The sequence below is a fragment of the Picosynechococcus sp. NKBG15041c genome (genome assembly GCF_055380235.1).
Genome location: NZ_AP040363.1, coordinates 139,822 through 161,040, shown reverse-complemented (window position 1 = coordinate 161,040; position 21,219 = coordinate 139,822). Strand labels below are relative to the sequence as shown.

24 protein-coding genes are annotated in these 21,219 nt (G+C 50.4%); 15 read left to right on the top strand and 9 right to left on the bottom strand.

From position 1 onward, the window contains the following. The first annotated feature begins 32 nt into the window (after positions 1 to 32). Positions 33 to 959 carry a homogentisate phytyltransferase gene (locus tag ACZ45B_RS00765; RefSeq protein WP_024545411.1) on the top strand — a complete coding sequence of 309 codons (927 nt, stop codon included), beginning with the start codon at positions 33 to 35 and terminating at the stop codon, positions 957 to 959. Here the strand turns inward: ACZ45B_RS00765 and ACZ45B_RS00760 are convergent. The 6 genes from ACZ45B_RS00760 to ACZ45B_RS00735 all read right to left on the bottom strand — a co-directional run bounded on the left by ACZ45B_RS00760 (position 956) and on the right by ACZ45B_RS00735 (position 5,898). Continuing rightward, entirely contained in the window at positions 956 to 1,732 is a 777-nt protein-coding gene (locus ACZ45B_RS00760; RefSeq protein WP_024545412.1) for an alpha/beta fold hydrolase, read from the bottom strand. The genes ACZ45B_RS00765 and ACZ45B_RS00760 overlap by 4 nt on opposite strands. A 67-nt stretch (positions 1,733 to 1,799) precedes the next feature. Then, positions 1,800 to 2,822, bottom strand: coding sequence for a daunorubicin resistance protein DrrA family ABC transporter ATP-binding protein (locus ACZ45B_RS00755; RefSeq protein WP_024545413.1), 1,023 nt, complete (start codon positions 2,820 to 2,822; stop codon positions 1,800 to 1,802). Between the two features lie 62 nt (positions 2,823 to 2,884). Next, the gene (locus tag ACZ45B_RS00750) at positions 2,885 to 3,727 is read right to left on the bottom strand and encodes an inositol monophosphatase family protein (RefSeq protein ID WP_024545414.1); all 843 of its coding nucleotides are present in this window, start codon (positions 3,725 to 3,727) and stop codon (positions 2,885 to 2,887) included. A 181-nt stretch (positions 3,728 to 3,908) separates the two neighbouring features. Then, positions 3,909 to 4,988 carry a magnesium-protoporphyrin IX monomethyl ester (oxidative) cyclase gene (acsF, locus tag ACZ45B_RS00745; RefSeq protein ID WP_024545415.1) on the bottom strand — a complete coding sequence of 360 codons (1,080 nt, stop codon included), beginning with the start codon at positions 4,986 to 4,988 and terminating at the stop codon, positions 3,909 to 3,911. Between the two features lie 235 nt (positions 4,989 to 5,223). Then, the gene (locus tag ACZ45B_RS00740) at positions 5,224 to 5,466 is read right to left on the bottom strand and encodes a ribosomal L7/L12 family protein (protein WP_038027823.1); all 243 of its coding nucleotides are present in this window, start codon (positions 5,464 to 5,466) and stop codon (positions 5,224 to 5,226) included. 63 nt (positions 5,467 to 5,529) lie between these two features. Continuing rightward, on the bottom strand, positions 5,530 to 5,898 hold the full coding sequence (locus tag ACZ45B_RS00735; RefSeq protein WP_024545417.1) for a hypothetical protein: 369 nt from the start codon (positions 5,896 to 5,898) through the stop codon (positions 5,530 to 5,532). A gap of 262 nt (positions 5,899 to 6,160) precedes the next feature. Between ACZ45B_RS00735 and ACZ45B_RS00730 the strand changes: the two genes are divergently transcribed. Then, positions 6,161 to 6,754, top strand: coding sequence for a CHRD domain-containing protein (locus tag ACZ45B_RS00730; RefSeq protein ID WP_051352908.1), 594 nt, complete (start codon positions 6,161 to 6,163; stop codon positions 6,752 to 6,754). 124 nt (positions 6,755 to 6,878) lie between these two features. Here the strand turns inward: ACZ45B_RS00730 and ndhM are convergent, their stop codons facing one another. Next, positions 6,879 to 7,241, bottom strand: a complete 363-nt coding sequence (gene ndhM, locus ACZ45B_RS00725) for an NAD(P)H-quinone oxidoreductase subunit M (RefSeq protein WP_024545420.1) — start codon at positions 7,239 to 7,241, stop codon at positions 6,879 to 6,881. Between the two features lie 46 nt (positions 7,242 to 7,287). Here ndhM and ACZ45B_RS00720 point away from each other — a divergent pair, with 46 nt between their 5' ends. The 6 genes from ACZ45B_RS00720 to ACZ45B_RS00695 all read left to right on the top strand — a co-directional run bounded on the left by ACZ45B_RS00720 (position 7,288) and on the right by ACZ45B_RS00695 (position 11,426). After that, positions 7,288 to 7,791: a hypothetical protein gene (locus ACZ45B_RS00720; protein WP_024545421.1), complete on the top strand. Its 504-nt coding sequence runs from the start codon at positions 7,288 to 7,290 to the stop codon at positions 7,789 to 7,791. 81 nt (positions 7,792 to 7,872) lie between these two features. Continuing rightward, positions 7,873 to 8,415 (top strand): RDD family protein, encoded by a 543-nt coding sequence (locus tag ACZ45B_RS00715; RefSeq protein WP_024545422.1) that lies wholly within the window; start codon positions 7,873 to 7,875, stop codon positions 8,413 to 8,415. Between the two features lie 51 nt (positions 8,416 to 8,466). Then, positions 8,467 to 8,661, top strand: coding sequence for a 50S ribosomal protein L33 (rpmG, locus tag ACZ45B_RS00710; protein WP_071990928.1), 195 nt, complete (start codon positions 8,467 to 8,469; stop codon positions 8,659 to 8,661). 102 nt (positions 8,662 to 8,763) lie between these two features. Then, positions 8,764 to 8,979 carry a 30S ribosomal protein S18 gene (gene rpsR, locus ACZ45B_RS00705; RefSeq protein WP_024545424.1) on the top strand — a complete coding sequence of 72 codons (216 nt, stop codon included), beginning with the start codon at positions 8,764 to 8,766 and terminating at the stop codon, positions 8,977 to 8,979. A gap of 71 nt (positions 8,980 to 9,050) precedes the next feature. Further along, on the top strand, positions 9,051 to 11,063 hold the full coding sequence (locus ACZ45B_RS00700; RefSeq protein WP_024545425.1) for a ribonuclease catalytic domain-containing protein: 2,013 nt from the start codon (positions 9,051 to 9,053) through the stop codon (positions 11,061 to 11,063). Between the two features lie 165 nt (positions 11,064 to 11,228). Continuing rightward, positions 11,229 to 11,426: a hypothetical protein gene (locus ACZ45B_RS00695; protein ID WP_051352909.1), complete on the top strand. Its 198-nt coding sequence runs from the start codon at positions 11,229 to 11,231 to the stop codon at positions 11,424 to 11,426. A gap of 67 nt (positions 11,427 to 11,493) precedes the next feature. On the opposite strand, the gene ACZ45B_RS00690 is transcribed toward ACZ45B_RS00695, so the two are convergent. Next, the gene (locus ACZ45B_RS00690; protein WP_051352910.1) at positions 11,494 to 12,369 is read right to left on the bottom strand and encodes a GDSL-type esterase/lipase family protein; all 876 of its coding nucleotides are present in this window, start codon (positions 12,367 to 12,369) and stop codon (positions 11,494 to 11,496) included. Positions 12,370 to 12,600: 231 nt separating this feature from the next. On the opposite strand from ACZ45B_RS00690, the gene ACZ45B_RS00685 reads away from it, so the two are divergent. From ACZ45B_RS00685 to ACZ45B_RS00660, 6 genes are all read left to right on the top strand, one after another. After that, complete coding sequence (locus ACZ45B_RS00685) at positions 12,601 to 13,971, top strand: cation:proton antiporter (RefSeq protein WP_024545428.1); 1,371 nt, start codon at positions 12,601 to 12,603, stop codon at positions 13,969 to 13,971. Positions 13,972 to 14,114: 143 nt separating this feature from the next. After that, positions 14,115 to 15,953, top strand: a complete 1,839-nt coding sequence (locus ACZ45B_RS00680; protein ID WP_024545429.1) for an N-acetylmuramoyl-L-alanine amidase — start codon at positions 14,115 to 14,117, stop codon at positions 15,951 to 15,953. A 104-nt stretch (positions 15,954 to 16,057) separates the two neighbouring features. Then, positions 16,058 to 16,897, top strand: a complete 840-nt coding sequence (gene murI, locus ACZ45B_RS00675) for a glutamate racemase (protein ID WP_024545430.1) — start codon at positions 16,058 to 16,060, stop codon at positions 16,895 to 16,897. Positions 16,898 to 17,047: 150 nt separating this feature from the next. Next, the gene (sds, locus tag ACZ45B_RS00670; protein WP_024545431.1) at positions 17,048 to 18,019 is read left to right on the top strand and encodes a solanesyl diphosphate synthase; all 972 of its coding nucleotides are present in this window, start codon (positions 17,048 to 17,050) and stop codon (positions 18,017 to 18,019) included. 15 nt (positions 18,020 to 18,034) lie between these two features. Next, positions 18,035 to 18,184 carry a DUF2256 domain-containing protein gene (locus ACZ45B_RS00665; protein ID WP_071990929.1) on the top strand — a complete coding sequence of 50 codons (150 nt, stop codon included), beginning with the start codon at positions 18,035 to 18,037 and terminating at the stop codon, positions 18,182 to 18,184. A 41-nt stretch (positions 18,185 to 18,225) separates the two neighbouring features. Then, positions 18,226 to 19,419: a homocysteine biosynthesis protein gene (locus ACZ45B_RS00660; protein WP_024545432.1), complete on the top strand. Its 1,194-nt coding sequence runs from the start codon at positions 18,226 to 18,228 to the stop codon at positions 19,417 to 19,419. A 48-nt stretch (positions 19,420 to 19,467) separates the two neighbouring features. On the opposite strand, the gene gifA is transcribed toward ACZ45B_RS00660, so the two are convergent. Then, a complete protein-coding gene (gifA, locus tag ACZ45B_RS00655) occupies positions 19,468 to 19,665 on the bottom strand; it encodes a glutamine synthetase inactivation factor IF7A (protein ID WP_024545433.1) in 198 nt (65 codons plus the stop codon). Positions 19,666 to 19,921: 256 nt separating this feature from the next. Here gifA and ACZ45B_RS00650 point away from each other — a divergent pair, with 256 nt between their 5' ends. Further along, the gene (locus ACZ45B_RS00650) at positions 19,922 to 21,193 is read left to right on the top strand and encodes a glutamate-5-semialdehyde dehydrogenase (RefSeq protein ID WP_024545434.1); all 1,272 of its coding nucleotides are present in this window, start codon (positions 19,922 to 19,924) and stop codon (positions 21,191 to 21,193) included. Positions 21,194 to 21,219: the final 26 nt, after the last annotated feature.

Sequence of the window (21,219 nt, the reverse complement as noted above, 5' to 3'; positions counted from 1 at the left end):
GCTGGGGCCTTTTTTGGGGCAACCTTTTACCTGTGAAATCTTCCGTCTCTCCACCTGTTTCTCGTCCAAACTTTCTGGCCTCCCTATGGGAATTTTCCCGACCCCACACGATTATCGGCACAAGTCTCAGCGTTTGGGCCTTGACTCTATTGGCGGTCACGCCAGAAACTTTCACTGGGAGCTATAGCTGGGCGGTGTTGGGGGCTTGGGTCGCTTGCTTGGCCGGAAATGTCTATATTGTCGGTTTAAATCAGCTCACGGACATTGACATCGACAAAATCAATAAACCCCATTTACCCGTAGCGGCGGGGCATTTTTCCCGGAAAACGGGCTGGTGGATTGTGTGGTTTTGTGGTGGGCTGGCGCTGGTGTTGAGTGCGGCGAGTGGCCTCTGGCTCGGGGTGACTGTATGGGTGAGTTTAGCAATTGGGACCATGTATTCCCTGCCGCCAGTGCGGTTAAAGCGCTTTCCTCTATTGGCCGCAATGTGCATTTTTACGGTGCGGGGGGTGGTGGTCAACCTCGGCTTATTTGCCCATTTTCAGGCGATGTTACAAAATCCTGTGGTGATCACACCGACGGTTTGGCTCCTAACGGGGTTTATTGTGGTGTTCACGGTGGCGATCGCCATTTTTAAGGACGTGCCTGATCTAGAAGGCGATCGCCAATATCAGATCACCACCTTCACGCTTCTGTTAGGCAAAAAACGCATCTTCCAAGTTTCTTTCGGCATTATTTTGGCTTGCTATATGGCCATGATCTTGGGCGGCATATTCCTGGAGACAGATTTAAATCCACCACTCTTTATCGGTGCCCATGTTTTTCTGGGGGGACTATTATGGTGGCGCAGTCGCGGAGTTAACCTAGAACAAAAAGAAGACATTACCGACTTTTATCAATTCATTTGGAAGCTTTTTTTCTTAGAATATCTCCTCTTTCCCCTGGCCCATTGGCTCTAGGAGCGCTGCTGCTGTAGCCAATCTCGAATTAAGACGATCGCCTCCGATTGATGTTCAATGGTAATCACCTGTGCTTGGCGAACTCTCTGGGCATAAAGCCTCGCCTGGTCAGTTTTTGGGTTGTCACTCAGAATCAATGTGGGCGCTGTAATTTGAGATAAGTCATGGCCTACATATTCCGCCTGAATTTTACTGGCATGACGTTGGAACAAAAGCCGCCGGCTGGCTGGGGATGCTAATAGTTGTTGTCGGTAGTTTAAAATTTTTTGAATCTGTTGGCCCAGGCCGATTAATTTCCCTAGGGGGAATAATATTTTGAGTAACCAAGGCAGGATGGGAACCGGCAATAACAGGAGTTTAGCAAATAAATAGTCGGCTTTAGACTGTGTCTCAAACCCAATGGGGGCAAGTAGAATCAGCCCTTGAATTTGATCTGGATAATCTAGCGTATGACGGGCCGCAACCCAAGCCCCGAGAGAATCCCCAATGAGGTAAATCTTTTTCAGGTTTAAGTGATTACAAAAGGCTGCTAAAATTTCGCTCTGCCATTGAATTGATTGGGGGGATGCCGCTGGGTCAGAATCCCCAAAGCCCATGAGATCTGGTGCAAAGCAATGGTAATCTTTCCCAAAGCTTTCAAAAAAATCTAACCATTGACTGCCGTCACCATACTCTCGGTGAATAAAGGCGATCGCCTCCCCTTGTCCTGTTTCTCGCCAAAAGATTTGACCTTGATTTAAACGTAGGCGAGAGTTTCGAACAACAGATCCCATAGATAAATTAGTGAATTTTTAAGTGAATATCAAATCGATGATAGAAGGGTCTTAATGTAAAAAGTTTTTAGCCTTTCATTTGTTGCTTTTTTTCTTTTTTGAGATCCCGTTTACTGGCCGCTTCAATCTCCGCATCCATCAATGTTTTACCCGTGGCCGCTAGATAAACATCATCTAAACTAGGCCGCGATTGACTCAGACTAAAAATGGGTAAACCCGCACTTTGAATCGTTTGTTCAATGGTACTTAGGTAGTTTCCTTGGGCATTGACCACGAGATTTAAAGAATTACCCTGGGAAACATTGATAATCACACTTTCGACAAAATCGAGGGCCGCAACCACCTGTTTTGCTTGTTCGGCGGTTTGAGCTGAGGCAAATTCTTCGATACGTAAGGTAATGCGATCACCCCCGACTTTATCTTTGAGCTCATTGGGGGTGCCGTTCGCGATCACCTTCCCTTGGTCAATGATGGCGAGGCGATCGGCAAGGGCATCGATTTCTTCGAGATAATGGCTTGTAATAATGACAGTTGTTCCTGCCGCCCGCAATTGTCGAAGAAAATCCCAAACCACCACCCGACTTTCGATATCGAGGCCCACGGTTGGTTCATCGAGCACTAAGACATCCGGCTGATGGAGTAGACCCGCTGCCAGATCTAGGCGCTTGCGCAAACCGCCAGAATAAGTCCCTGTTTTTTGATCGGCATAATCTGTTAGACCCAGGGCGTTGAGCAGTTGATCGACCCGTTGGGGGATAAAACTTTTAGGCAAATGATAGAGGGCCGCTTGCAAATTAAGGAGTTCTCGCCCGGTGAGGATTTTGTCGATCGCCACTTCTTGGGCCACATAGCCAAGCCGCTGTCGCACTTGTTTGGGTTGCTTTAGGGCCGAAACACCGCAGACTTCGATGGTGCCGCCATCCGGTTGAGCAAGGGTACAGAGACAGCGAATGGTCGTGGTTTTACCCGCACCATTGGGCCCCAAAAGGCCGAAAATTGTCCCCTGTTCTACCGTGAAGGAAACATCCTTTACCGCTTGGATGGTGCCGTAGCTTTTCTGGAGGTGGTCAATGGCAACCGCAACAGTCATGGTCTGGAACTTCCTCGCGAGGGTTCATCAAAATGCTCAGTTGTGTATTGTATCGGAGTTCTTTACAATCCGTATTTTTCGCACACCTGATCGCCGATAAACTGCACCCAGGGTCTAAACACCTCAATCAACTCAGGGCGGCTGGCGGTTAGACAGGGAAAAGGGCGATCGCCATAGTCTTTCCCGACCGTTAGGGGGAACATCGGGTTCGGCTCTAAGGTTTCAATGGTGCCCCCCGCTGCTTGGATAATTGCCCAAACCGCTGCCAAATCCCAAATTTTCGAGGTGGCTTCCACACCCCCTAGAGCCGCTCCCGCTGCGACGATCAGCACGTTATAGCTGGCAACCCCCATCAGGCGAATTTTGCAGGGAAAATCCGGTTGGGCCGCCACAGCAGTACTGCGAGCACAGAGATTAAAAATATGATTGAGGCTCGGTTCATCATCACTGGTGCGGATCGCTTCGCCATTGCAAAACGCTCCGGTTGGCCCAGTCAAGCCAGAATCTCCGTACCAGTAACCATGAAAAGATTGGCGTAACCAGGGGAAATGGACATAGCCAAACACCGGTGTCCCTTTATAGAGCAAGCCGAGAGAAATGCCCCAAATGGGAATACCCCTGGTGAAATTCGTAGTGCCGTCGATGGGGTCGATAATCCAACACCAATCATTCCCAGGAAAAATATGGCTCGTTTCTTCGCTGAGGATGCCATGGTCAGGAAAGGCTTGGGCGATCGCCCGACTAATTTCTCGGTCAGACCACTGATCCGCTTCGGTGACTAGGCTGCCATCTGCTTTGCGCACCGCCGTGAGTTTCCCAAATTTTTCCGTCAATTCTGCCCCAATCCGGTGACTTGTGTCCGCCGCAAAGGTCAAAATGTCTGTCCAAAATAATCCATCAACCATCGGTGCCCTACATCCAGAAACTTTATGCCCACCCAAAATAAATTAGGCGATCGCCCAGGGTCAATTTATTTCCCTGGTCGGCTAAACAACCATAGCCCAAAATCCTTCTATCCTGCTATCTCCAAAAAAAATCCTCCCCGGAGGGAGGTGGTTAAAAATTGCAGGGTTAACCTTATGGAGGTTAGCGGACTGTGCCAGCCAGCTGATCGACACGGATCGGTTTCATCAGGTAGAGGCTGATAAATTGGACCGCATTGGAGAGGTAAGCGGGCAACTTCTTCAACAACTTCACAGGTGCAGGGGCATCGCTTGCGTCAATTTCCCGCAGTTTCTCACCATTTTTCACACAAGTTTCCAGGCGATCGTAGAATTCAGGCTTTTCTACATCGAGGACAATCGGGAATACCCGGCCAGCGGTGTTGTTGGTTTCCCAAATCACTTCTTTGTCAAATTCCCGCGCATTCAAGCCGATCGACTCGTAGAACCCATGACGTTGGGTATCGTTGAGGTACATGGTCGCGAACACAGACAACAGGAAGAAACGGCACCACAGGCGCGCTTTCCAGTCGTTGAGGATGCTGGGCTGGGTCTTCATTAGCGCATCAAAGAAATCGCCGTGACGATTTTCATCTTGGCACCAGTTTTCAAAGAACTTGAAGATCGGATAGATCTGATCTTGGGGGTTCTTTTCGAGGTGACGGTAAATCTTGATGTAACGCCAATAACCGATTTTTTCAGAGAGATAGGTGGCGTAGAAGATAAACTTCGGCTTGAAAAATGTATAGCTACGGCTCTTGGTGAGGAAGCCAAGATCAAGGGAGAGGTTAAAGTCCGTCATCGCCTTGTTGAGGAAACCAGCGTGGCGGGCTTCATCCCGAGACATCAGGTTAAATCCTTCAGCGAGGAGGGGGTTTTTATCCTTGAGGCGACGGCCTAATTCTTTGTAGAGCAGGAAGCCAGAAAATTCAGCGGTGCAGGAACGCTCCAAGAATTCGATGAACAGTTGCCGGGTTTCCCCTTGGATGTGGTCAAAGGAGATGTCAAAGGATTCATCCCGGACGAAGTGGTGACGGTTGTAGTCCACGCGGAATTCTTCGATGATCGCTTCCATTTCTTCTTCGTTGACGGAGAGGTCCATCTTCGCCATTTCATCGAAGTCGGTGGTGTAAAAGCGGGGGGTGAGGATGGTTTCCTTCGCCGGAACCTTCACGCCGGGGCGCAGTTCCTCTACTCCAGAAGTTGTGTTAACAGTGCTTACCATAGCTGTAGTTTTTTATTGCTTCCGTTTTTATGTGGGGATCAGTCTCGATTCCGTAAAAAATAACCGCGTGAGACTTGCGTTTTTTTGTTAGGTTACAGTCTAACAAGCTCAATACCGGGGTTTAAACCCTTTTTTGTGAATAGTTGATACACATTGTTACAAAATATTGCAAACATAATGGCGATCGCCTAGCTCTTTCCAAGAACCCGACATGTCAATCTAGGTCTCTGGAAACCTAAGCATCCCTTGCCATCTGTTCGATAGCTTCTTTCGCTTCCTTTAAACCAACATTGTATTTTTGCCGATAAAGTTTGATGGCTTCAATTTTTCGACCGGAGGCGATCGCCTGTTGAATAGCCCCATCCGAACCAGGCTGCTTAGGACCGCTCAATGGGCCTGGGCGCTTGCCCTGGTCACCCAAAATTGAGACCAGCATCACCACCAAGAAAAACCCCAACACAACGTAGACAATGACCATTGGGTGACCTTTTGTACACTGCTCTTCATTGTGCAAGCAAAGCGGTATGCGTGGCCCAAAGCTTTACAGAGAGTCATCAAAAGCAGATTTTTCTCCAGACCAATCGAGGCTACGCAAAAAATCCTGGAGTAATTGCCGCCCCAAGAAGTTGTCGTCATATTTCCCAGAATCGTCATAAAGGGCCGTCCAATAGTTCAGGATCTCTGTATCAAAGACTGCCCGGACTTGATCGGCCGGAACAATGATGTCAGCGGTGCGGTGGAGGGGGATCGGTGAGGGAGAGCCATTCACTAGACAGAGGGGACGGATCCAGTAGTTTCCTTGGGGTTCAATGTACTGAATCACGGCACTATATAAACGGCGATCGCCAGCTGCCAAACAGACAATTTGCTGAGGCAAAAGACGTTCTGTACCCATATTTTCAGGAGTCATGGTTGCTACTGATTCTCAAATGTACGGTGAGCATAGTAGATTTCTCTCAAACTATTGACTATCTTGACGCGCAATGGAGAAATCCAGAACTGAAGGCCATAGTACCTCTGCGCCAAAGTACGGAAAAAATCCCCAATTCCTCCCAAATCCAGTTTCTACTCCTATCGTGGGATCTTGAGGCAACAAATGAACCTTAATCCTCATTGCCTCGTCAACTCACCAAACCTAAACCCAGACCCAAACCCAAAATTCAGAAATTTCTATGAATAGTCCAATTAAAAGTGTGAAAAATATCTGTGGTCTCCTTGCTTTAACCCTCGGAACCATGGTCCCCACGGCTGCTTTTGCCGGTCACTCTAATGTTGTTTTACATACGGTGATGGATGGAGCATCAGAGGTTCCAGCCGAAGGCTCCATGTCAAGAGGAATAGTTGGTGATCCCAACGGGACGGGCCATGGCTATGTTTTTGGGATTGATGGCGATCCGACAACGCTCTGCTATGTGATTACCGTTGACAAGATTCAACTCGTACCAGTGGGAGAAGGCATGGCAGCCCACATCCATGAAGGGGCAGCTGATGAAAATGGCCCTGTTGTGGCAGCTCTGGCTGGCCCTGAGGATGGCGATGCCGCAGATTGCTTAACGGAAGGGGAAGAAGGTAAATTCCCTGATGGTGAAGAGGGCATTGTCCAACGGATTTTGAACAACCCCGAAGATTTTTATATCAATGTCCATAACCCAGAGTTTCCAGGCGGCGCAATCCGAGGACAACTCGGCCCTATCGAAAGCCATTCCCATGAAATGGATATGGATGAAATGGACATGATGGATATGGACGACGAAATGGGTATGTAAACCCTAATATCCACAAACGGCATAAATTTCGCCCAGGCGATCGCCCACAATTTCAGTTCATCCGATGGGAGCTTTATCTGAGATTGTGGGCTTTGCTTTAACAACCAAGTGGATCACAAAAAATTTACGGTTGGAGGTAGGCGCCCTGGCTGTCGGGATGATCCAGCTGAGGTAAGCCCATGCTGAAGTTTTGCACCCGACTATCGAGGTTGTAGCGGAGCTCCCCTTTCTGGAGTAGATCACGGATAAAAACTTCCAAATCTGAGCCGATGCGCCGCAAGTTATATTCGGTCAAATCTTCACCACTGTTGCTCTCCACCAGGGCATCAAACTGCCGATAAACCTTTTGGAGCGCTTCCTCAGACCAGACAAATTCATTGTCTGGATCGATGTCGAGGGTCAGGACTTTTTCACTGGGGATCAATTCATTTTTCTGAATTTCTGCGGTGTAGATTCGCACATGGCGGGTGGTGGATTTTAGCAGCATAGGGATCAACAGATAAGATAAAGACTGTTCAGCAACAATTGCCATTGTGACATTTCCCCAGCGTATAGATAAAGTTTTCCTGGCAATGGGCTTGGTTGAGATTGGTCGCCGCCGAAAGACGATACTACGGCGGTTGGCCTCAACTTTGATCAGCCTGGGCTATTGTTGTCTTGTTTTTGGACTGGGGGGATGTGCCACGGCAGCAGCGCCGAGGGAATTTGCTCCTGACGGTGCGGTGATTCAGCGGGCGATCGCCTACAAGCTAGAAACCCACTACCAACAACTGAGCCGTACCATTGCTGCAACAGCTCCGATCCCAGCGCCCCAAAATATTCAAGTGCAAACCCTAGATTCATTTTTTCTTCAAGGGCTACCCGTCTATCACCTCCAGGGGACTTATGATCTGACCCTCACTTTTCTCTCCCAACGGAGCGAAAACCGACGACACAATGCCTTTGATCTCTATCTCCAGCGACAACCAGAGGGGAAAACTTGGCGATCGCTCGAAAAAAATGCCCAAGGTTGGCGATCGCAACAACTGCCAGAATAAATCCATGGCCCCGTTTCCCCAAACCTCTACAATAGAAGCAATCTCTGTCTCTGCCCAATAGCCTCACAAACACTCTTGCCGATGTACGACGAAGAAGAAGACTACCGCCCCGTCCGTCGCTTCCCAAAAGTCCCCCTTGATCGACGCTTTTGGGCATTCTTTGTAGATTTTGTCACCACCTGGCTTGTTAGCGGTTTGGGGGGAGTTTCTCTGCAATGGTTCGTTTTTCTCGTCACCTGGTTTGGCTTGAGGGTTTTTCTGGTGAGTCGTAATCGGGGCCAGAGCCCCGGCAGTTGGGCCTTCGATATGCAAGTGATTGATGTGCGCTACCGAGTGCCGGAAATTATCAACCTCAGCAAGCGAGAAGGCATCTTAGGGGTTGCAGCAATGCTGGCTATGTACGGCATCCAAAGCTTTTTCCTCATGGGCAATGGCATTTCTTTGATCTTGCTGGTTTCGCCCCTATTGGCCTCCTGTGGCATTGCGATCGCCGATGAAGAATTCAACCAAGCGTTCCATGACCGGGTTGCTGAAACCTATATGATTCAGACCCAGAGGGGGTTTTCCCTTGATTTACGTCTCAAGCAGATCCTTGCCGACCTAAGACAAAATATGCAAAAATAGAAATTTGTGTGTAAACCTTAGCGGGCCAAAACCGCTAACCTCGTAAAAATTATGGCAAGCAAAAAAGGCGTCCGCATTACCATTACCCTGGAATGCACTGAATGTCGCACTAATACAAACAAGCGCTCCAATGGCGTTTCCCGCTATACCACTAGCAAAAACCGTCGCAATACCACCGGACGACTTGAAATCAAAAAGTTCTGTCCCCATTGCAACGCCCACACAATCCATAAAGAAATCAAGTAGAAGCCCGCTAGAGTTCTCCCAACCGCTTGGGATACTTAGCTGAAAAATTCTAGATTTTTACTTTATCCACGAACTCATTATTTTTGAAACTATTCATTAGCCATGGCTTACTACCGTAAACGTTTATCTCCCATTCCCCCCAGCCAGCCCATCGATTACAAAGATGTCGAACTTCTTCGGAAGTTTGTCACCGAGCGCGGCAAAATTTTGCCCCGACGGATCACCGGACTCACTGCTCGTCAACAACGTGATGTTAATACCGCCATCAAACGGGCGCGCATGGTAGCCCTGTTGCCCTTCATCAACAAAGAAGGCTAAAGTGATGCCAAGCGATTCTAAGGGCTAACTTTGGAGTTGCTTTTGTATAGTCGCGTTAGGCAACAAAGCTGGTGGAAAAAGGACAATTGATCGAGTTCAGGCTGCAGGGAGAGCGAGTACTTGCTGTAGCTGAACGTCCTGAAGGAAAAAAAGACTGGATCGTCATTGATGGACGGGGGCAATCCCACAAGCTACGTCCCCAACGGGTTGAATATCAAGTAGCGGCTGCCCCCTTTGATCCAGCTGATATCCCCAGCTTTTTGACCCAAAGCCAGAGCCTTGTTGACCCCGAAAACCTTGCTGTAGCTTGGGAATTTCTGGTTGAAGCTGCAGAAAATGCCACCCCCGCATCCCTGGCTCAACTTCTTTTTTCGGAACAGACACCCCAGCAGTGTTATGCCTGCCACTTGATGTTGGTAGAAGACAAGATTTTTTTTAAGCGCAAGGGGGAGCATTACGAACCGCGTTCGGAAGCTCAGGTGCGAGAGATTCAGCATCAATTGGAAGTAGAAGCTCACAAAGAACGAGAAAAGACGGAGTTTCTACAACGGGTAAATCAGGCGATCGCCGGCGAAATTGTGCAATGGGAAGATAGTGATCGGCAACGCTTTGAGAGCTTAGAAAGATTTGTGCTCTACCCAGAGCAGGCGACAAAGGCGGCCCAGGATCTCCTCGAAATGATTGGGCGATCGCCTACCACAGAACAAGCCTTTCAACTTTTGGTTTCCCTCGGTTGGTGGACTGCCCACGAAAACCTGGCCCTCCTCCGCAGTGGCTATCCCAGAAAATTTTCTCAGAAGGTACTCGACGTGTCCCATGCCCGTCTTTCCGCTTTGCCCGGTGATGCCGATGCCGACAATCGTGTCGATCTCACGTATCTCAAGACCTACACTATCGACGATGAGAGTACCTTAGAAATTGATGACGGTCTCAGTATTGAGACCCTTGCCGATGGACGGCGCAAGGTTTGGATTCACATTGCCGACCCGACCTGTCTGCTGACTCCAGGGGACGAACTCGACCTTGAAGCGCGTCGTCGCAGTACCAGTCTCTATCTGCCTACAGGGATGATCTCTATGTTCCCCGAAGACCTGGCTATTGGGCCGATGAGTCTACGCCAAGGCCAGGTGTGTGCAGCCCTGAGCTTCGGGGTACTGCTCACTGACGATGGGGCGATCGCCGACTATGAAATCACCCCCAGTTTCGTTAAACCCACCTATCGCCTCACCTATGATGATGTGGCTGAAATGCTGCATCTGCGGATCCAGGCCGAATCAGAAATCGCCTTCCTCGCCGAATTTGCCCATAAACGGAAGCAATGGCGCGACAGCCAAGGGTCAATCAGCATCAAAATGCCAGAAGCCTCGATTAAAGTTCAGGATGAAGACATTTTCATCGATGTCCTCCATGGTTCCATGTCCCGGGAACTGGTCGCCGAAATGATGATTTTGGCAGGGGAAGTGGCTGGGCATTATGGCCGGACCCATGGTCTGCCCCTCCCCTTTCGAGGTCAGCCCCAGCCAGAACTCCCCTCCGAAGAAGAACTGCTGCTCTTACCCGCCGGGCCTGTCCGGGCCTGTGCTGTCCGTCGCTGTATGCCCCGCAGTGAAATGGGCACTAATCCAGTGCGCCATGCCAGCCTGGGCCTAGACTCTTATATTCAGGTGACATCCCCAATTCGTCGTTATACAGATCTACTGGCCCACTTTCAAATCAAGGCCCATCTGCGGGGTGATCCCTTACCGTTTTCTGCCGATGAACTCAAGGAAATCCTGTATAGTGTCGTCACTTCAAGCCAAGAAGCAGTTCATGTGGAACGACAGACCAACCGTTACTGGAGCTTAGAATACCTCCGCCGCAATGCTGACCAAGTGTGGCAAGGTCTAGTCTTGCGTTGGCTCCGGGAGGACGAAAGGCTTGGGGTCATCCTTCTAGAAGAGTTGGGTTTGGAGCTCCCCCATCGTTTTGAACGGCCTGTGGCCCTAGGCGATCGCCTCGAAGTGAAAGTCAGCCAAGCCGATCCCCACAAGGATGAAATTCGCTTCCGGGAACTGCTAGAAAGGGATGTTGCCGCAGCATCTTAGGCCGCTACCAGGGTAGACTATCAAGATTTATAACAAAATTTTCCCATCGCCCATTGAGAAATATTGCAGTTCTCTCCACCGGGTCCGTTATCCCCTGGGGGGCATGGTAACCTCATAGCCAGCGCATTTAACTGGTTTCTCAGCAACCTGACAGCAATGACTGCTATGTACTCCACAAACAACCAAGTAACAAACCCCTGGGCCGAAGATATGGGCGAATATGTCGCTCAACTGCAACTGCATATGGCGCTCCAGGCGAAAAATTTAGTCCCCTCCCTCGACAACCCCCAAGATGTTCGCCGTCAGTTGATCCACGAATCTCAGCTTCATCTCGAGAAATTGGCATCACGCCAGGTAGCCTAGATTCAACGCGTTAAGATCTAGAACCCTTCTACAGCAGGGAATTGCTCGGGATTGTTGGGGTTTGTCTTCAGTTTTGGTTTAGGCAATTCTCAAGGTTTTGCATAGCTCCCTGCCAAATGTCATAACCCGTGCGGCTTAGGTGCAGGCCATCGGTGCTGAGTTCAGGTCGTAGGGTGCCGTTGGCGGCCGCAAATAAAGGATAGAGGTTGAGATAGTTAGCCCCTTCTTGACGGGCGATCGCCTGGATTTGCTGGTTGAGGCGGATCACCCGTTCCCCTTGGAGATAGTCGTGGTTCGTAGGCAATAGAGACTGCAGAACGATGGTTGCGTTTGGGTGCTGACAGCGCAGACCACGGATCAGGGCACGCATGTTATCCAGAAATACCGTTTCGGCAATACCCTGTTTAAAATCATTAACCCCTGCCATTAAATAAATCGTATCCACCGGGAGACCCTGGAGGCTATCTAGGCGGGCGAGGATTTGCTGCGTATTTTCCCCGGAAATGCCTTGATTGAGCCATATTTTGTTGGGGGGCAAAAGATCACTGGGAAACCATAGGCTGAGGGAATCTCCTAATAAAACTCCCAGGGGGCGATCGCCCCTTTGTTTTACGGCGAGATATGCTTCTTGACGGAGAAGCTGCTGCCATTGTTGGTAGGTTGGTTGGGATGCAGCATTCCCCCAAAGGCGGGGGATCGCCCCTTCCTTGAGGCTAGTATAGACTTGTCCCTGCAATAGGGCATAAAGCCGTTGGGTATAGAGTTGGGGGCCAGAAAGAAGAAAGCGTTGGGGGAACCGACCATGATTGTCTGCCGCAGGCCATGGAGCAGAGAGGGGATTGGTAGCCCTCTGAAAGCAGGCTTGGGGGGCAGCTTCAACCCGACTCACCTCAGTTGGAGCCCGACAGAGCAGGTTAGCAACAAATAACAACGAATCTGACATAGCGCCGAACAAAACCATTACACCTATTGTGTCCCCAATTAAAGCATCATCGATAAATCCGTTAACCATAAACCCTTTATTGGCCCAGGGGTTTGTTACATTGATTTGGTGAAATGCGCTTGGGAATCTTGATCAATGCGTTTATTTTTTCCAAGCCGTTGTCATTGACCAAAGCACGAGAATTCTCAGTGACTTTGGCTCCTGCGCTTGTCGTTACCTTGTTACAAATTCATGCCATACCTTCAATCGTTCCTTCTCAATGCACCACCTGCTGGTGAAGCCCCAGAGCCTTCTATGGTGCTGGCCGCAGTGCTGTTGAGTCTCGTGGTGATCTACTTTGCCAGTAAAGCGGGCGGCGAACTTTGCGCCCGTATTAATCTCCCGCCAGTGTTAGGTGAGTTGGTCGGTGGGGTACTGGTGGGGGTTTCTGCCTTTGGTCTACTCGTTTTTCCCGAAGGGGGGATTGAGGCCTCCCAGTCTCTGCTGATTCAGTTTCTCCAGAGCACGGCTGGCCTCTCCCCCGAAGCAGCACCGGCGGTATTTGCCACCCAAAGTGAAGTGATTTCTGTGCTGGCTGAACTAGGGGTCATTATTCTTTTATTTGAAATTGGCCTTGAATCAGACCTCCAGGAGCTGATCAAAGTTGGCCCCCAGGCGGCGATCGTAGCCATTGTTGGGGTTACTGTCCCCTTCGCTGCGGGGACGGCGGGGTTAATTTTTCTTTTTCACATTGGCACTGTACCCGCTATCTTTGCTGGGGCTGCCCTCACCGCCACCAGTATCGGGATTACGGCGAAAGTCCTTGCGGAATTGGGCCAACTGACAACCAAAGAAGGGCAAATTATTATTGGGGCTGCGGTCTTGGATGATGTACTCGGCATCATTGTCCTGGCGGTGGTGGCGAGCCTCGCCAAAACAGGAGAAGTACAAATTGTCAGCACCATTTGGCTCATTGTCAGTGCTGCTGCTTTTCTTATTGGAGCAATTATTGTAGGCCGTTTCCTGAGTCCTCTATTTGTCGGCTTAGTAGATGGGATGAAAACCCGCGGTCAACTACTGATTGTTTCGATTATTTTTGCCTTTGTTCTTTCTTACATCGCCACGGTTATTCAGCTAGAGGCAATTCTGGGGGCCTTCGCAGCGGGTTTAATCCTGGCGGAAACAGACAAACGAAGTGACCTAGAAAAACAAATCCTGCCAATTGCTGACCTGTTCGTACCGATTTTCTTTGTCTGTGTCGGGGCAAAAACGGATTTGAGCGTCCTGAATCCGGCTGTTCCTGCTAACCGTGAGGGATTAGTCATTGCTGCTTTTTTGATCGTTGTGGCCATCTTTGGCAAGGTGATTACAGGCTTTACGGTGTTTGGCCAAGAGAAGCTCAATAAGCTGGCAATTGGGGTCGGGATGATTCCCCGGGGAGAAGTGGGCCTGGTATTTGCGGGGGTTGGTTCTGCGAGCGGAGCCCTTTCGGAATCTACGGAAGCGGCAATTATTATGATGGTCATCATCACAACTTTTGTGGCTCCACCTTTTCTTCGTTTGGTCTTTAAGGAACCCCAGGGGGCGATCGCCTCAGGGGAGACACCAGAGAAGCTACAATAATGCAGCCCTGAGCAATTATTGAAACTTATCTAAAGTGATCCGCGTCCCTTGGGGAGATGACAACAGAGACTTTTTAAGACACCGGAACTGTTCTATATCCTGAGGGCGTGGTACTTTCCCTTGTTAATCGAGGATTTTTAATTGTGAGATTTTTCTGGTTTTTTCTGACGCTAATCGCCCTATCCACCTGGCAGCTACCAGCTTGGGCTGGGCAACTGGTTTTTTGGGAATTTAATGCCCAACGGCGCCAACTCCAGTTTCGGACTAATGATCGAGTTCAACCCCAGGCCCAGCTCATCACCAATCCCAGTCGTTTGGTGATTGATTTACCGGGTACAGTACTGGGCAGTTCAGCGGTCAATCGTAGCTATGGGGGAGCGATTACCAGCGTTCGGACTGGCCAGTTTACGCCGGATACGGCCCGCTTGGTGGTGGAACTTGCCCCTGGGTATACTCTTGATCCCAACGCGATCCGCTTTGAAGGGCGATCGCCCACGGACTGGATTGTTGATATTCCAGAACCCCAAAGAATTTCAGGCCAAACTCCCCCCCAGGGAACGCCAGCTCTGTTTAGCAACTCGGGTAACAATAATGGCAGTGGTGCTCCTGCTCCCACAGAAGCTTTTTTAGGAAACCTGGTCCAGGTCACCCAGCAGGGCTTTTTGGTTAACCTGGAGCCCCGTCCTGGGAGTCGCATCACCACTAACCAAAGGGGCGATCGCCTAGAATTCACCCTGCGGGATTTGCAACTGCCCCGGGAACTCGAAAACCAAACCCTCACCGTCAATCGCTACCAAGTTAAACAAATTCACTTTGAGCAGCCCAGTCGCACCGAAGCGCGGATTAGCCTCACCCTCGAACCTGGCAGTCCCCGGTGGCGCGCGCTCTACACGACATTCGGCAATGGTGGTCTTGTGTTCCTCCCCGATGGCGGAACCAACAGCCTCAGCAGCCAGGGAACAGGTTCTATTAACGTGCTGACCCAGGCCGCAAACCCCCAGCCACAAACCCAAGCTCCAGCCCAAAATCAAAACTCAGCCCAGGCCCGACAAAGCACCGTTGAAGCCCTTGAATTGGCCCGCAATAACAGTCAATTGGTCATTCGAGGAAATGATCGCCTCCAGGCCAATGGCAGCTGGAACCAGAGTGAAGGTCTTTACCAAATTCGCATTAATAATGCTCGTCTCGCCGAACCCGTACGTGGCCCCCAGTGGGGAGGGAATAGCCCCATCTCTCGCATTGCCATCCGCCAAGAAAACGCCAATACCGTACTGGTGCAGATTGCTCCGGCCCCAGGGGTACAAATTGGCAACCTCACTCAACCCAGCGCCCAGTTTTTAGCCCTCGATCTCAATCGTCCCCTAGCCGTGCCTCCGCCTGCAAATGTCCCCCCCAGTCAATCTGGTCGGTTGCTCCCCAATTTTCGGCCCCCCCGCAGTAACATTGTTGTGACTATCGACCCTGGCCATGGGGGCACAGACCCCGGTGCAGTGGGCATTGGTGGCCTCCAAGAAAAAAATGTGATCCTGCCCATTTCCCAGGAGGTAACTCGCATCCTCCAACAGCACGGTATCGGCGTGCGCATGACTAGAAACACCGACACTTTTATTTCCCTGGAGGAAAGAGCCCGCCAGGCCAATGCTGCCGGCGCAGATCTGTTTGTGAGTATCCACGCCAACGCCCTCAGCATGAGTCGTCCTGATGTGAATGGTTTTGAGGTGTTCTATCACCAAAGCGGGAGAGGTTTGGCGGACAGTATCCACCGCAATGTCATGCGTCGCATCACGATCCGCGATCGGGGGGTCAAGACCGCCAGATTCTACGTGCTCCGGGCGACTTCTATGCCCTCAGCCTTGGTGGAAGTGGGTTTTGTCACGGGCCGAGAAGATGCTCCGCGTCTCAATGATCCGGCCTTCCGCAGTCAGATGGCCCAGTCGATCGCCGCGGGTATTTTGGAATATATTCAAAATAGTGTGCGTTAACTGCCGGTTGCCATAAAAAATTAGTAACTCACCACAAAAATTGGCGCGAATCCCTTAAAACTACGCTAATCTTTGTTTAATTTATTTGGTGTGAACGAGAATCTATGGGCAACCAACAGCAACACCCCATCGGTATATTTGACAGTGGCTTAGGGGGAATTACCGTTCTTCGAGCCCTATACCGACAGCTTCCCCAGGAGTCAATTATCTATTTTGCAGATACGGCCCGGCTCCCCTATGGTGATCGTTCCCCCGAAGAATTGGTTCAATATGTGCGGGAAATCTTGACCTGGATGGAAGCCCAGGGGGTGAAGATGGTGGTGATGGCCTGCAATACCAGTTCGGCGATCGCCCTAGATGTGATTCGGTCTGAATTTAAAACCCCGGTACTCGGTTTAATTCTTCCGGGGGCACGGGGTGCCGTCAGCCAAGGCAAGCGTATTGGTGTTATTGCCACCCAAGCTACAGTCAACAGTTGCGCCTACGAAAATGCGATCCTTGAAGTGAATCCAGAAGCGGCGGTGTGGCAAATGCCCTGTCCAGAATTTGTCCCCTTAATTGAAGCCAACCGCATTAACGACCCCCACACAAAACGTATTGTTCAAAAACGTCTCCAACCACTATTAGAGCAAGGTATTGACACACTCATTTATGGCTGCACCCACTACCGTCACCTGGCTGGAGTTATTCAATCGATTTTACCGAGCCATGTGACCTGTGTTGACCCAGCAGAATACGTCGTTCGAGCCACAGAACAGGAGCTGGAACTGATGGGTTGGAAAAATACAGAACCGCCCCGACCCACTCGATTTGCAGTGAGCGGCTGCCCAGAACAATTTGCCCAATCTTCCCGGGCCTGGCTAGGATATAGCCCCTTGGTAGAACAGGTGGATCTAGAAACCTTAGTAAGAATGGCTTCTCCCTTGCCTGTGAGTAACGGTTAAATTGGGTCAATTACATAAAATAGTCTCAGACTCCCCCTGGAGTCTCGGTGTGGCGTAGCAAAAAATCGCGGTTTTCTGCTGAAACGAATCCATTGCCATACAATATAGGATATGTAAATTTTCGTAAATTTCGTTTCCCTCGGCTTAATAATGATTTCAGCGACTACCCTTTTTTCTCCCGTCGAAGCCGACCTTAAGGAGCTCAGTGAAAATCTGACGCGGCTCATTAGTGCCCGACACCCGATCCTGGGGGCAGCAGCTGAGCACCTGTTCTCTGCAGGGGGGAAACGAATTCGACCGGCGATTGTCCTGTTGGCATCGCGAGCTACCCTAGGCGATCGCCCGTTGACCCAACGCCATCGACGCTTGGCCGAAATTACAGAAATGATCCACACCGCGAGCCTCGTTCATGACGACGTGGTAGATGAAGCCGCTCTCCGCCGGAATGTCCCCACGGTCAATAGCTTGTTTGATAATCGCATTGCTGTGCTGGCCGGGGATTTTCTCTTCGCCCAGTCCTCTTGGTATCTGGCCAATTTGGACAACCTCACCGTAGTGAAGCTGCTCTCTGAAGTGATTAAAGATTTTGCCGAGGGCGAAATTCAGCAGGGGTTAAATCGCTTCGACACAGGGATGACCCTAGAGATCTATCTCGAAAAGTCCTATTACAAGACCGCCTCTCTGATTGCCAATAGTGCCAAGGCCGCTGCTGTGCTCAGTGAAATGGCGCCGGAAATTGGCGATCGCCTCTATGACTACGGCCGTAATTTGGGCCTTGCCTTCCAGATTGTCGATGACATTTTAGACTTTACCGCCTCCACCGATGTGCTGGGTAAACCCGCAGGTTCCGATCTCATCGGCGGCCACATCACTGCCCCAGCGCTTTTTGCCATGGAAGAGCACCCCACTTTAACCCAGCTGATTGAACGGGAATTTTCAGAAAATGGCGATTCTGAAAAAGCCCTGGCGATGGTGCGCAACAGCAATGGAATTAGTCGTGCCAAGGAATTAGCCGCCCAGCATGGTCGTTTAGCCCTCCAGAGCTTGGAGTGCCTCGATCCGTCCCCCTCGAAAGTGGCCCTCACCGACTTGATTGATTATGTCCTTAGTCGGATGTATTAAAGAATTTCAGCAAAAATGGCACGACAACGGAAAAAAGCCGATTTACCCACAAAAACCTGTATGGTCTGCGGTCTCCCCTTTACCTGGCGTAAAAAATGGGAAAAATGTTGGGATGAGGTGAAATATTGCTCTGAACGTTGTCGACGGCGGCGCAACCAAGCTTAATTTTCCCCTAGGATGGAAAATAAGTTTCCCTGCGTATTTCCATGAGAACGATCGCCAGCATCAACGAAAAAATTTTAGCCCGCCAAGCTGTGGTGTGGACGGTGGCTGAGGTCAAGGCGAGGGTGGCTGAATGGGGCATTAAAAAAATTGCAGCAACGGTGGATGTGGTTACGACGGGCACATTCGAGCCGATGGAATCTTCGGGGGCAATTTTAAACCTAGGCCACACCGACCCGCCGATAAAAATTCGCAAATGTTGGCTCAATGGGGTTCCTGCCTATCCTGGCTTTGGGGCTGTCGATCTCTGTCTCGGGGCGACGATGATGGAAGATCCCCTCGAAAATGAAACCCAGGAAATGGGCGATCGCCCCCTCTCCCAGAAAGGGGGTGGCCATGTAATCGCCGATCTCATCGCCGGGAAAGCAGTTCACCTCCATGCCTTAGGCCATGTGACAGACTGCTACCCCCGGGCCACCTGGGACAATACAATCACGAAAGATCAAATCAATCAGTTTTATCTGTTTAACCCGCGTAACCTCTATCAAAATTTCATCGTCGGGGTCAACGGCGGCGATCGCCCTTTATATACTTACCTCGGGCCGCTCCAACCCCATCTAGGCAATGCCGTCTACGCCTGTGCAGGGGCCATTTCCCCCCTGTTAAACGATCCGGATCTGGAACTGATTGGGGTCGGGACAAAAATTTTTCTCGGTGGGGGCATCGGTTATGTGGCCTGGGAAGGTACGCAACATTTCCCCCTACAAAAACGCCTCGGTAACCGCACCCCCCTGGGGCCAGCCTCTACCCTCGCCCTCATCGGTGATGCCAAACAGATGGATCCCCGATGGGTACGGGGTTGTTATTTCACCAAATATGGTCCTTCTTTGATGTTGGGGGTCGGGGTCCCCCTGCCTGTGCTCCATGAAGAAGTCATCGCCCACTGCGCCGTCCAAGATAAGGAAATTGTCGCCCCAGTAATGGATTTTTCGATTCCCCGGCGGGTACGGCCCACCTTTGGCCTCGTCAGCTATGGTCAGCTTAAAACAGGCAAATTAACCATCGAAGGAAAGACGGTCAAGGTGGCTCCAGTTACCAGCTTGTATCTCGCCGATCAGGTGGCAGAAACGTTAAAAAAATGGATCACCATTGGTGATTTTACCCTCACAGAGCCTGTGGCCCCTATCAGTGGCGATCGCCCTTTTCTCTCCCAAGACCAGTGGAGCCAGCGGCTCTAATTTTCCTGGAATGTTTTTCGTCCGACAACAGACAATAGCCTTTGATCTTCAACTCATAGTGGCGCTGCTGCGACGATAGTCAGCGAGGACTTGACGGGGTAATTTTCCTTGAACTCTGCCTTGATACTCCCCATCCGCTTCCATCCCAATGGCGCTAGCAGAACGGTTTAGGAGAGACATTTGTCGATTTTTGATAGCGTGATGTTGGCGCATCATAAGGGCGCGGGCCTGTTGTTGGGTACCCATTGATTGACTCCAAATTGATTCGCAAACCCCAGAAGATTGGCGTGTATTTTTTTCTCTTCAATGATCTATTTTATTTTAATTTCTGTAAATTTTGATACAAAATACAAAAATTAATGTTGTGGCGTTTTCTGCCGGAGGACTGTTTTTTCGGTACTTTCCCGCAAATATTCTTGCGATCCCCCAGGGCAATCAGTATGATTTGGTGAGGTTTGGCGTCCCTGTTTAGACGCAATTTGAGGTTTGCATAGGTAATCAAATGGCTTCTACTCCCCCAAGAGATGGTGATGGGCCAATCGTGGCGGCGCTCCGGCGGGCTCACCGGGCTTCCCTTGAGCTGGAATTATTAAAAGGGAGTGAACGTCACCTCGGCATTGAGGCGATCGCCGATGCCATCGAAGAAAACATCGCTGCAATCTTGGAGGCCAACACCAAAGATCTTGAAGCCAGCCGAGAAATGGCCGTGCCAAAGTTAATTTTGGAATGGCTCAAGCTGACCCCAGAACGTTTAGACAAAACGATTGATTTCCTGCGGCGGCTACCAAAACTCCCTGATCCCCTCCAGCGCATTAAGAATGCCACCTATCAAATCAGTGGCTACCAAACCTATTCCCAGCGGATGCCTCTCGGGGTCATTTGCTTGATCCACGAAGCTCTACCAGAATTGGGGGCGATCGCCGCTGGTCTCAGTCTCAAAACGGCCAATAGCCTGGTGATTCGCGGCTGTGGTGAAGCCAGTCATACGAATCATTTATTTGCCAACATCATGCAAACAGCCCTGGCAGACCAAGGTTTGCCCCAGGGTTGCGTCGAAGCGCTCTCTTCCGAAGAAGGCTGTACCATACAAGAACTTGTGGGCCAAGATCAATATCTCAATCTGATCATTCCCTATGGTCGGCCCAAAATGATCCAACAAGTAGTCCAACATGCCACTGCCCCTGTTCTCCGTACAACGGTGGGTAACTGCTACCTTTACCTCTCCCCTAGTGGCGAATTCGACCTGGCTAGTCGTGTTATCCAAGATAGCCACAACTACGAACCAGATGCGGTCAATGCGATCGAAAAGGTACTAGTTAGCCCAGAACAAAAAACATCCCATCTTATTGGCTTATTCAAAGTGCTGAAAGAACAAGGGTTTGAACTGCGGGGTGGCCCTGACTTAGTCGCAGAATTTCCAGAACATTTGGTTCCCGCAGCGCCAACGGAATGGCAACAGGCCTATCTCGCTAAGGTGGTCGCCTTTAAACGGGTTCCCGACCTCGCCGCTGCCATCACTGAGATTAACTGCAACTCTGGTGGCCATGCAGACTGCATTATCACGGAGTCTTACCAAGAAAGTCGACAATTTGCGGCGGGCATCGATAGTGCCTTGGTTTATGTCAATGCTTCCCCTTGTTTTTCTCGCCATCCCCAGGGGAGTGATTCGGTTTTTCTTGGGGTCTCGAACCAAAAGGGAAATCGACGGGGCTTAATTGGTCTAGAAAGCTTTACAACGATCAAACAGGTAGTCCAGGGAGATAGTACTCCCTAAAACTACCCTGTAAAAATACCGGAAAA

What these genes read in the sequence shown, in the direction of transcription:
- ACZ45B_RS00760 (WP_024545412.1), bottom strand. Translation starts at nt 1,732, where the DNA reads ATGGGATCTGTTGTTCGAAACTCTCGCCTACGTTTAAATCAAGGTCAA.
- ACZ45B_RS00755 (WP_024545413.1), bottom strand. Translation starts at nt 2,822, where the DNA reads ATGACTGTTGCGGTTGCCATTGACCACCTCCAGAAAAGCTACGGCACC.
- ACZ45B_RS00750 (WP_024545414.1), bottom strand. Translation starts at nt 3,727, where the DNA reads ATGGTTGATGGATTATTTTGGACAGACATTTTGACCTTTGCGGCGGAC.
- acsF (WP_024545415.1), bottom strand. Translation starts at nt 4,988, where the DNA reads ATGGTAAGCACTGTTAACACAACTTCTGGAGTAGAGGAACTGCGCCCC.
- ACZ45B_RS00740 (WP_038027823.1), bottom strand. Translation starts at nt 5,466, where the DNA reads ATGGTCATTGTCTACGTTGTGTTGGGGTTTTTCTTGGTGGTGATGCTG.
- ACZ45B_RS00735 (WP_024545417.1), bottom strand. Translation starts at nt 5,898, where the DNA reads ATGACTCCTGAAAATATGGGTACAGAACGTCTTTTGCCTCAGCAAATT.
- ACZ45B_RS00730 (WP_051352908.1), top strand. Translation starts at nt 6,161, where the DNA reads ATGAATAGTCCAATTAAAAGTGTGAAAAATATCTGTGGTCTCCTTGCT.
- ndhM (WP_024545420.1), bottom strand. Translation starts at nt 7,241, where the DNA reads ATGCTGCTAAAATCCACCACCCGCCATGTGCGAATCTACACCGCAGAA.
- ACZ45B_RS00715 (WP_024545422.1), top strand. Translation starts at nt 7,873, where the DNA reads ATGTACGACGAAGAAGAAGACTACCGCCCCGTCCGTCGCTTCCCAAAA.
- rpmG (WP_071990928.1), top strand. Translation starts at nt 8,467, where the DNA reads ATGGCAAGCAAAAAAGGCGTCCGCATTACCATTACCCTGGAATGCACT.
- rpsR (WP_024545424.1), top strand. Translation starts at nt 8,764, where the DNA reads ATGGCTTACTACCGTAAACGTTTATCTCCCATTCCCCCCAGCCAGCCC.
- ACZ45B_RS00695 (WP_051352909.1), top strand. Translation starts at nt 11,229, where the DNA reads ATGTACTCCACAAACAACCAAGTAACAAACCCCTGGGCCGAAGATATG.
- ACZ45B_RS00690 (WP_051352910.1), bottom strand. Translation starts at nt 12,369, where the DNA reads ATGTCAGATTCGTTGTTATTTGTTGCTAACCTGCTCTGTCGGGCTCCA.
- ACZ45B_RS00685 (WP_024545428.1), top strand. Translation starts at nt 12,601, where the DNA reads ATGCCATACCTTCAATCGTTCCTTCTCAATGCACCACCTGCTGGTGAA.
- murI (WP_024545430.1), top strand. Translation starts at nt 16,058, where the DNA reads ATGGGCAACCAACAGCAACACCCCATCGGTATATTTGACAGTGGCTTA.
- sds (WP_024545431.1), top strand. Translation starts at nt 17,048, where the DNA reads ATGATTTCAGCGACTACCCTTTTTTCTCCCGTCGAAGCCGACCTTAAG.
- ACZ45B_RS00665 (WP_071990929.1), top strand. Translation starts at nt 18,035, where the DNA reads ATGGCACGACAACGGAAAAAAGCCGATTTACCCACAAAAACCTGTATG.
- ACZ45B_RS00660 (WP_024545432.1), top strand. Translation starts at nt 18,226, where the DNA reads ATGAGAACGATCGCCAGCATCAACGAAAAAATTTTAGCCCGCCAAGCT.
- gifA (WP_024545433.1), bottom strand. Translation starts at nt 19,665, where the DNA reads ATGGGTACCCAACAACAGGCCCGCGCCCTTATGATGCGCCAACATCAC.
- ACZ45B_RS00650 (WP_024545434.1), top strand. Translation starts at nt 19,922, where the DNA reads ATGGCTTCTACTCCCCCAAGAGATGGTGATGGGCCAATCGTGGCGGCG.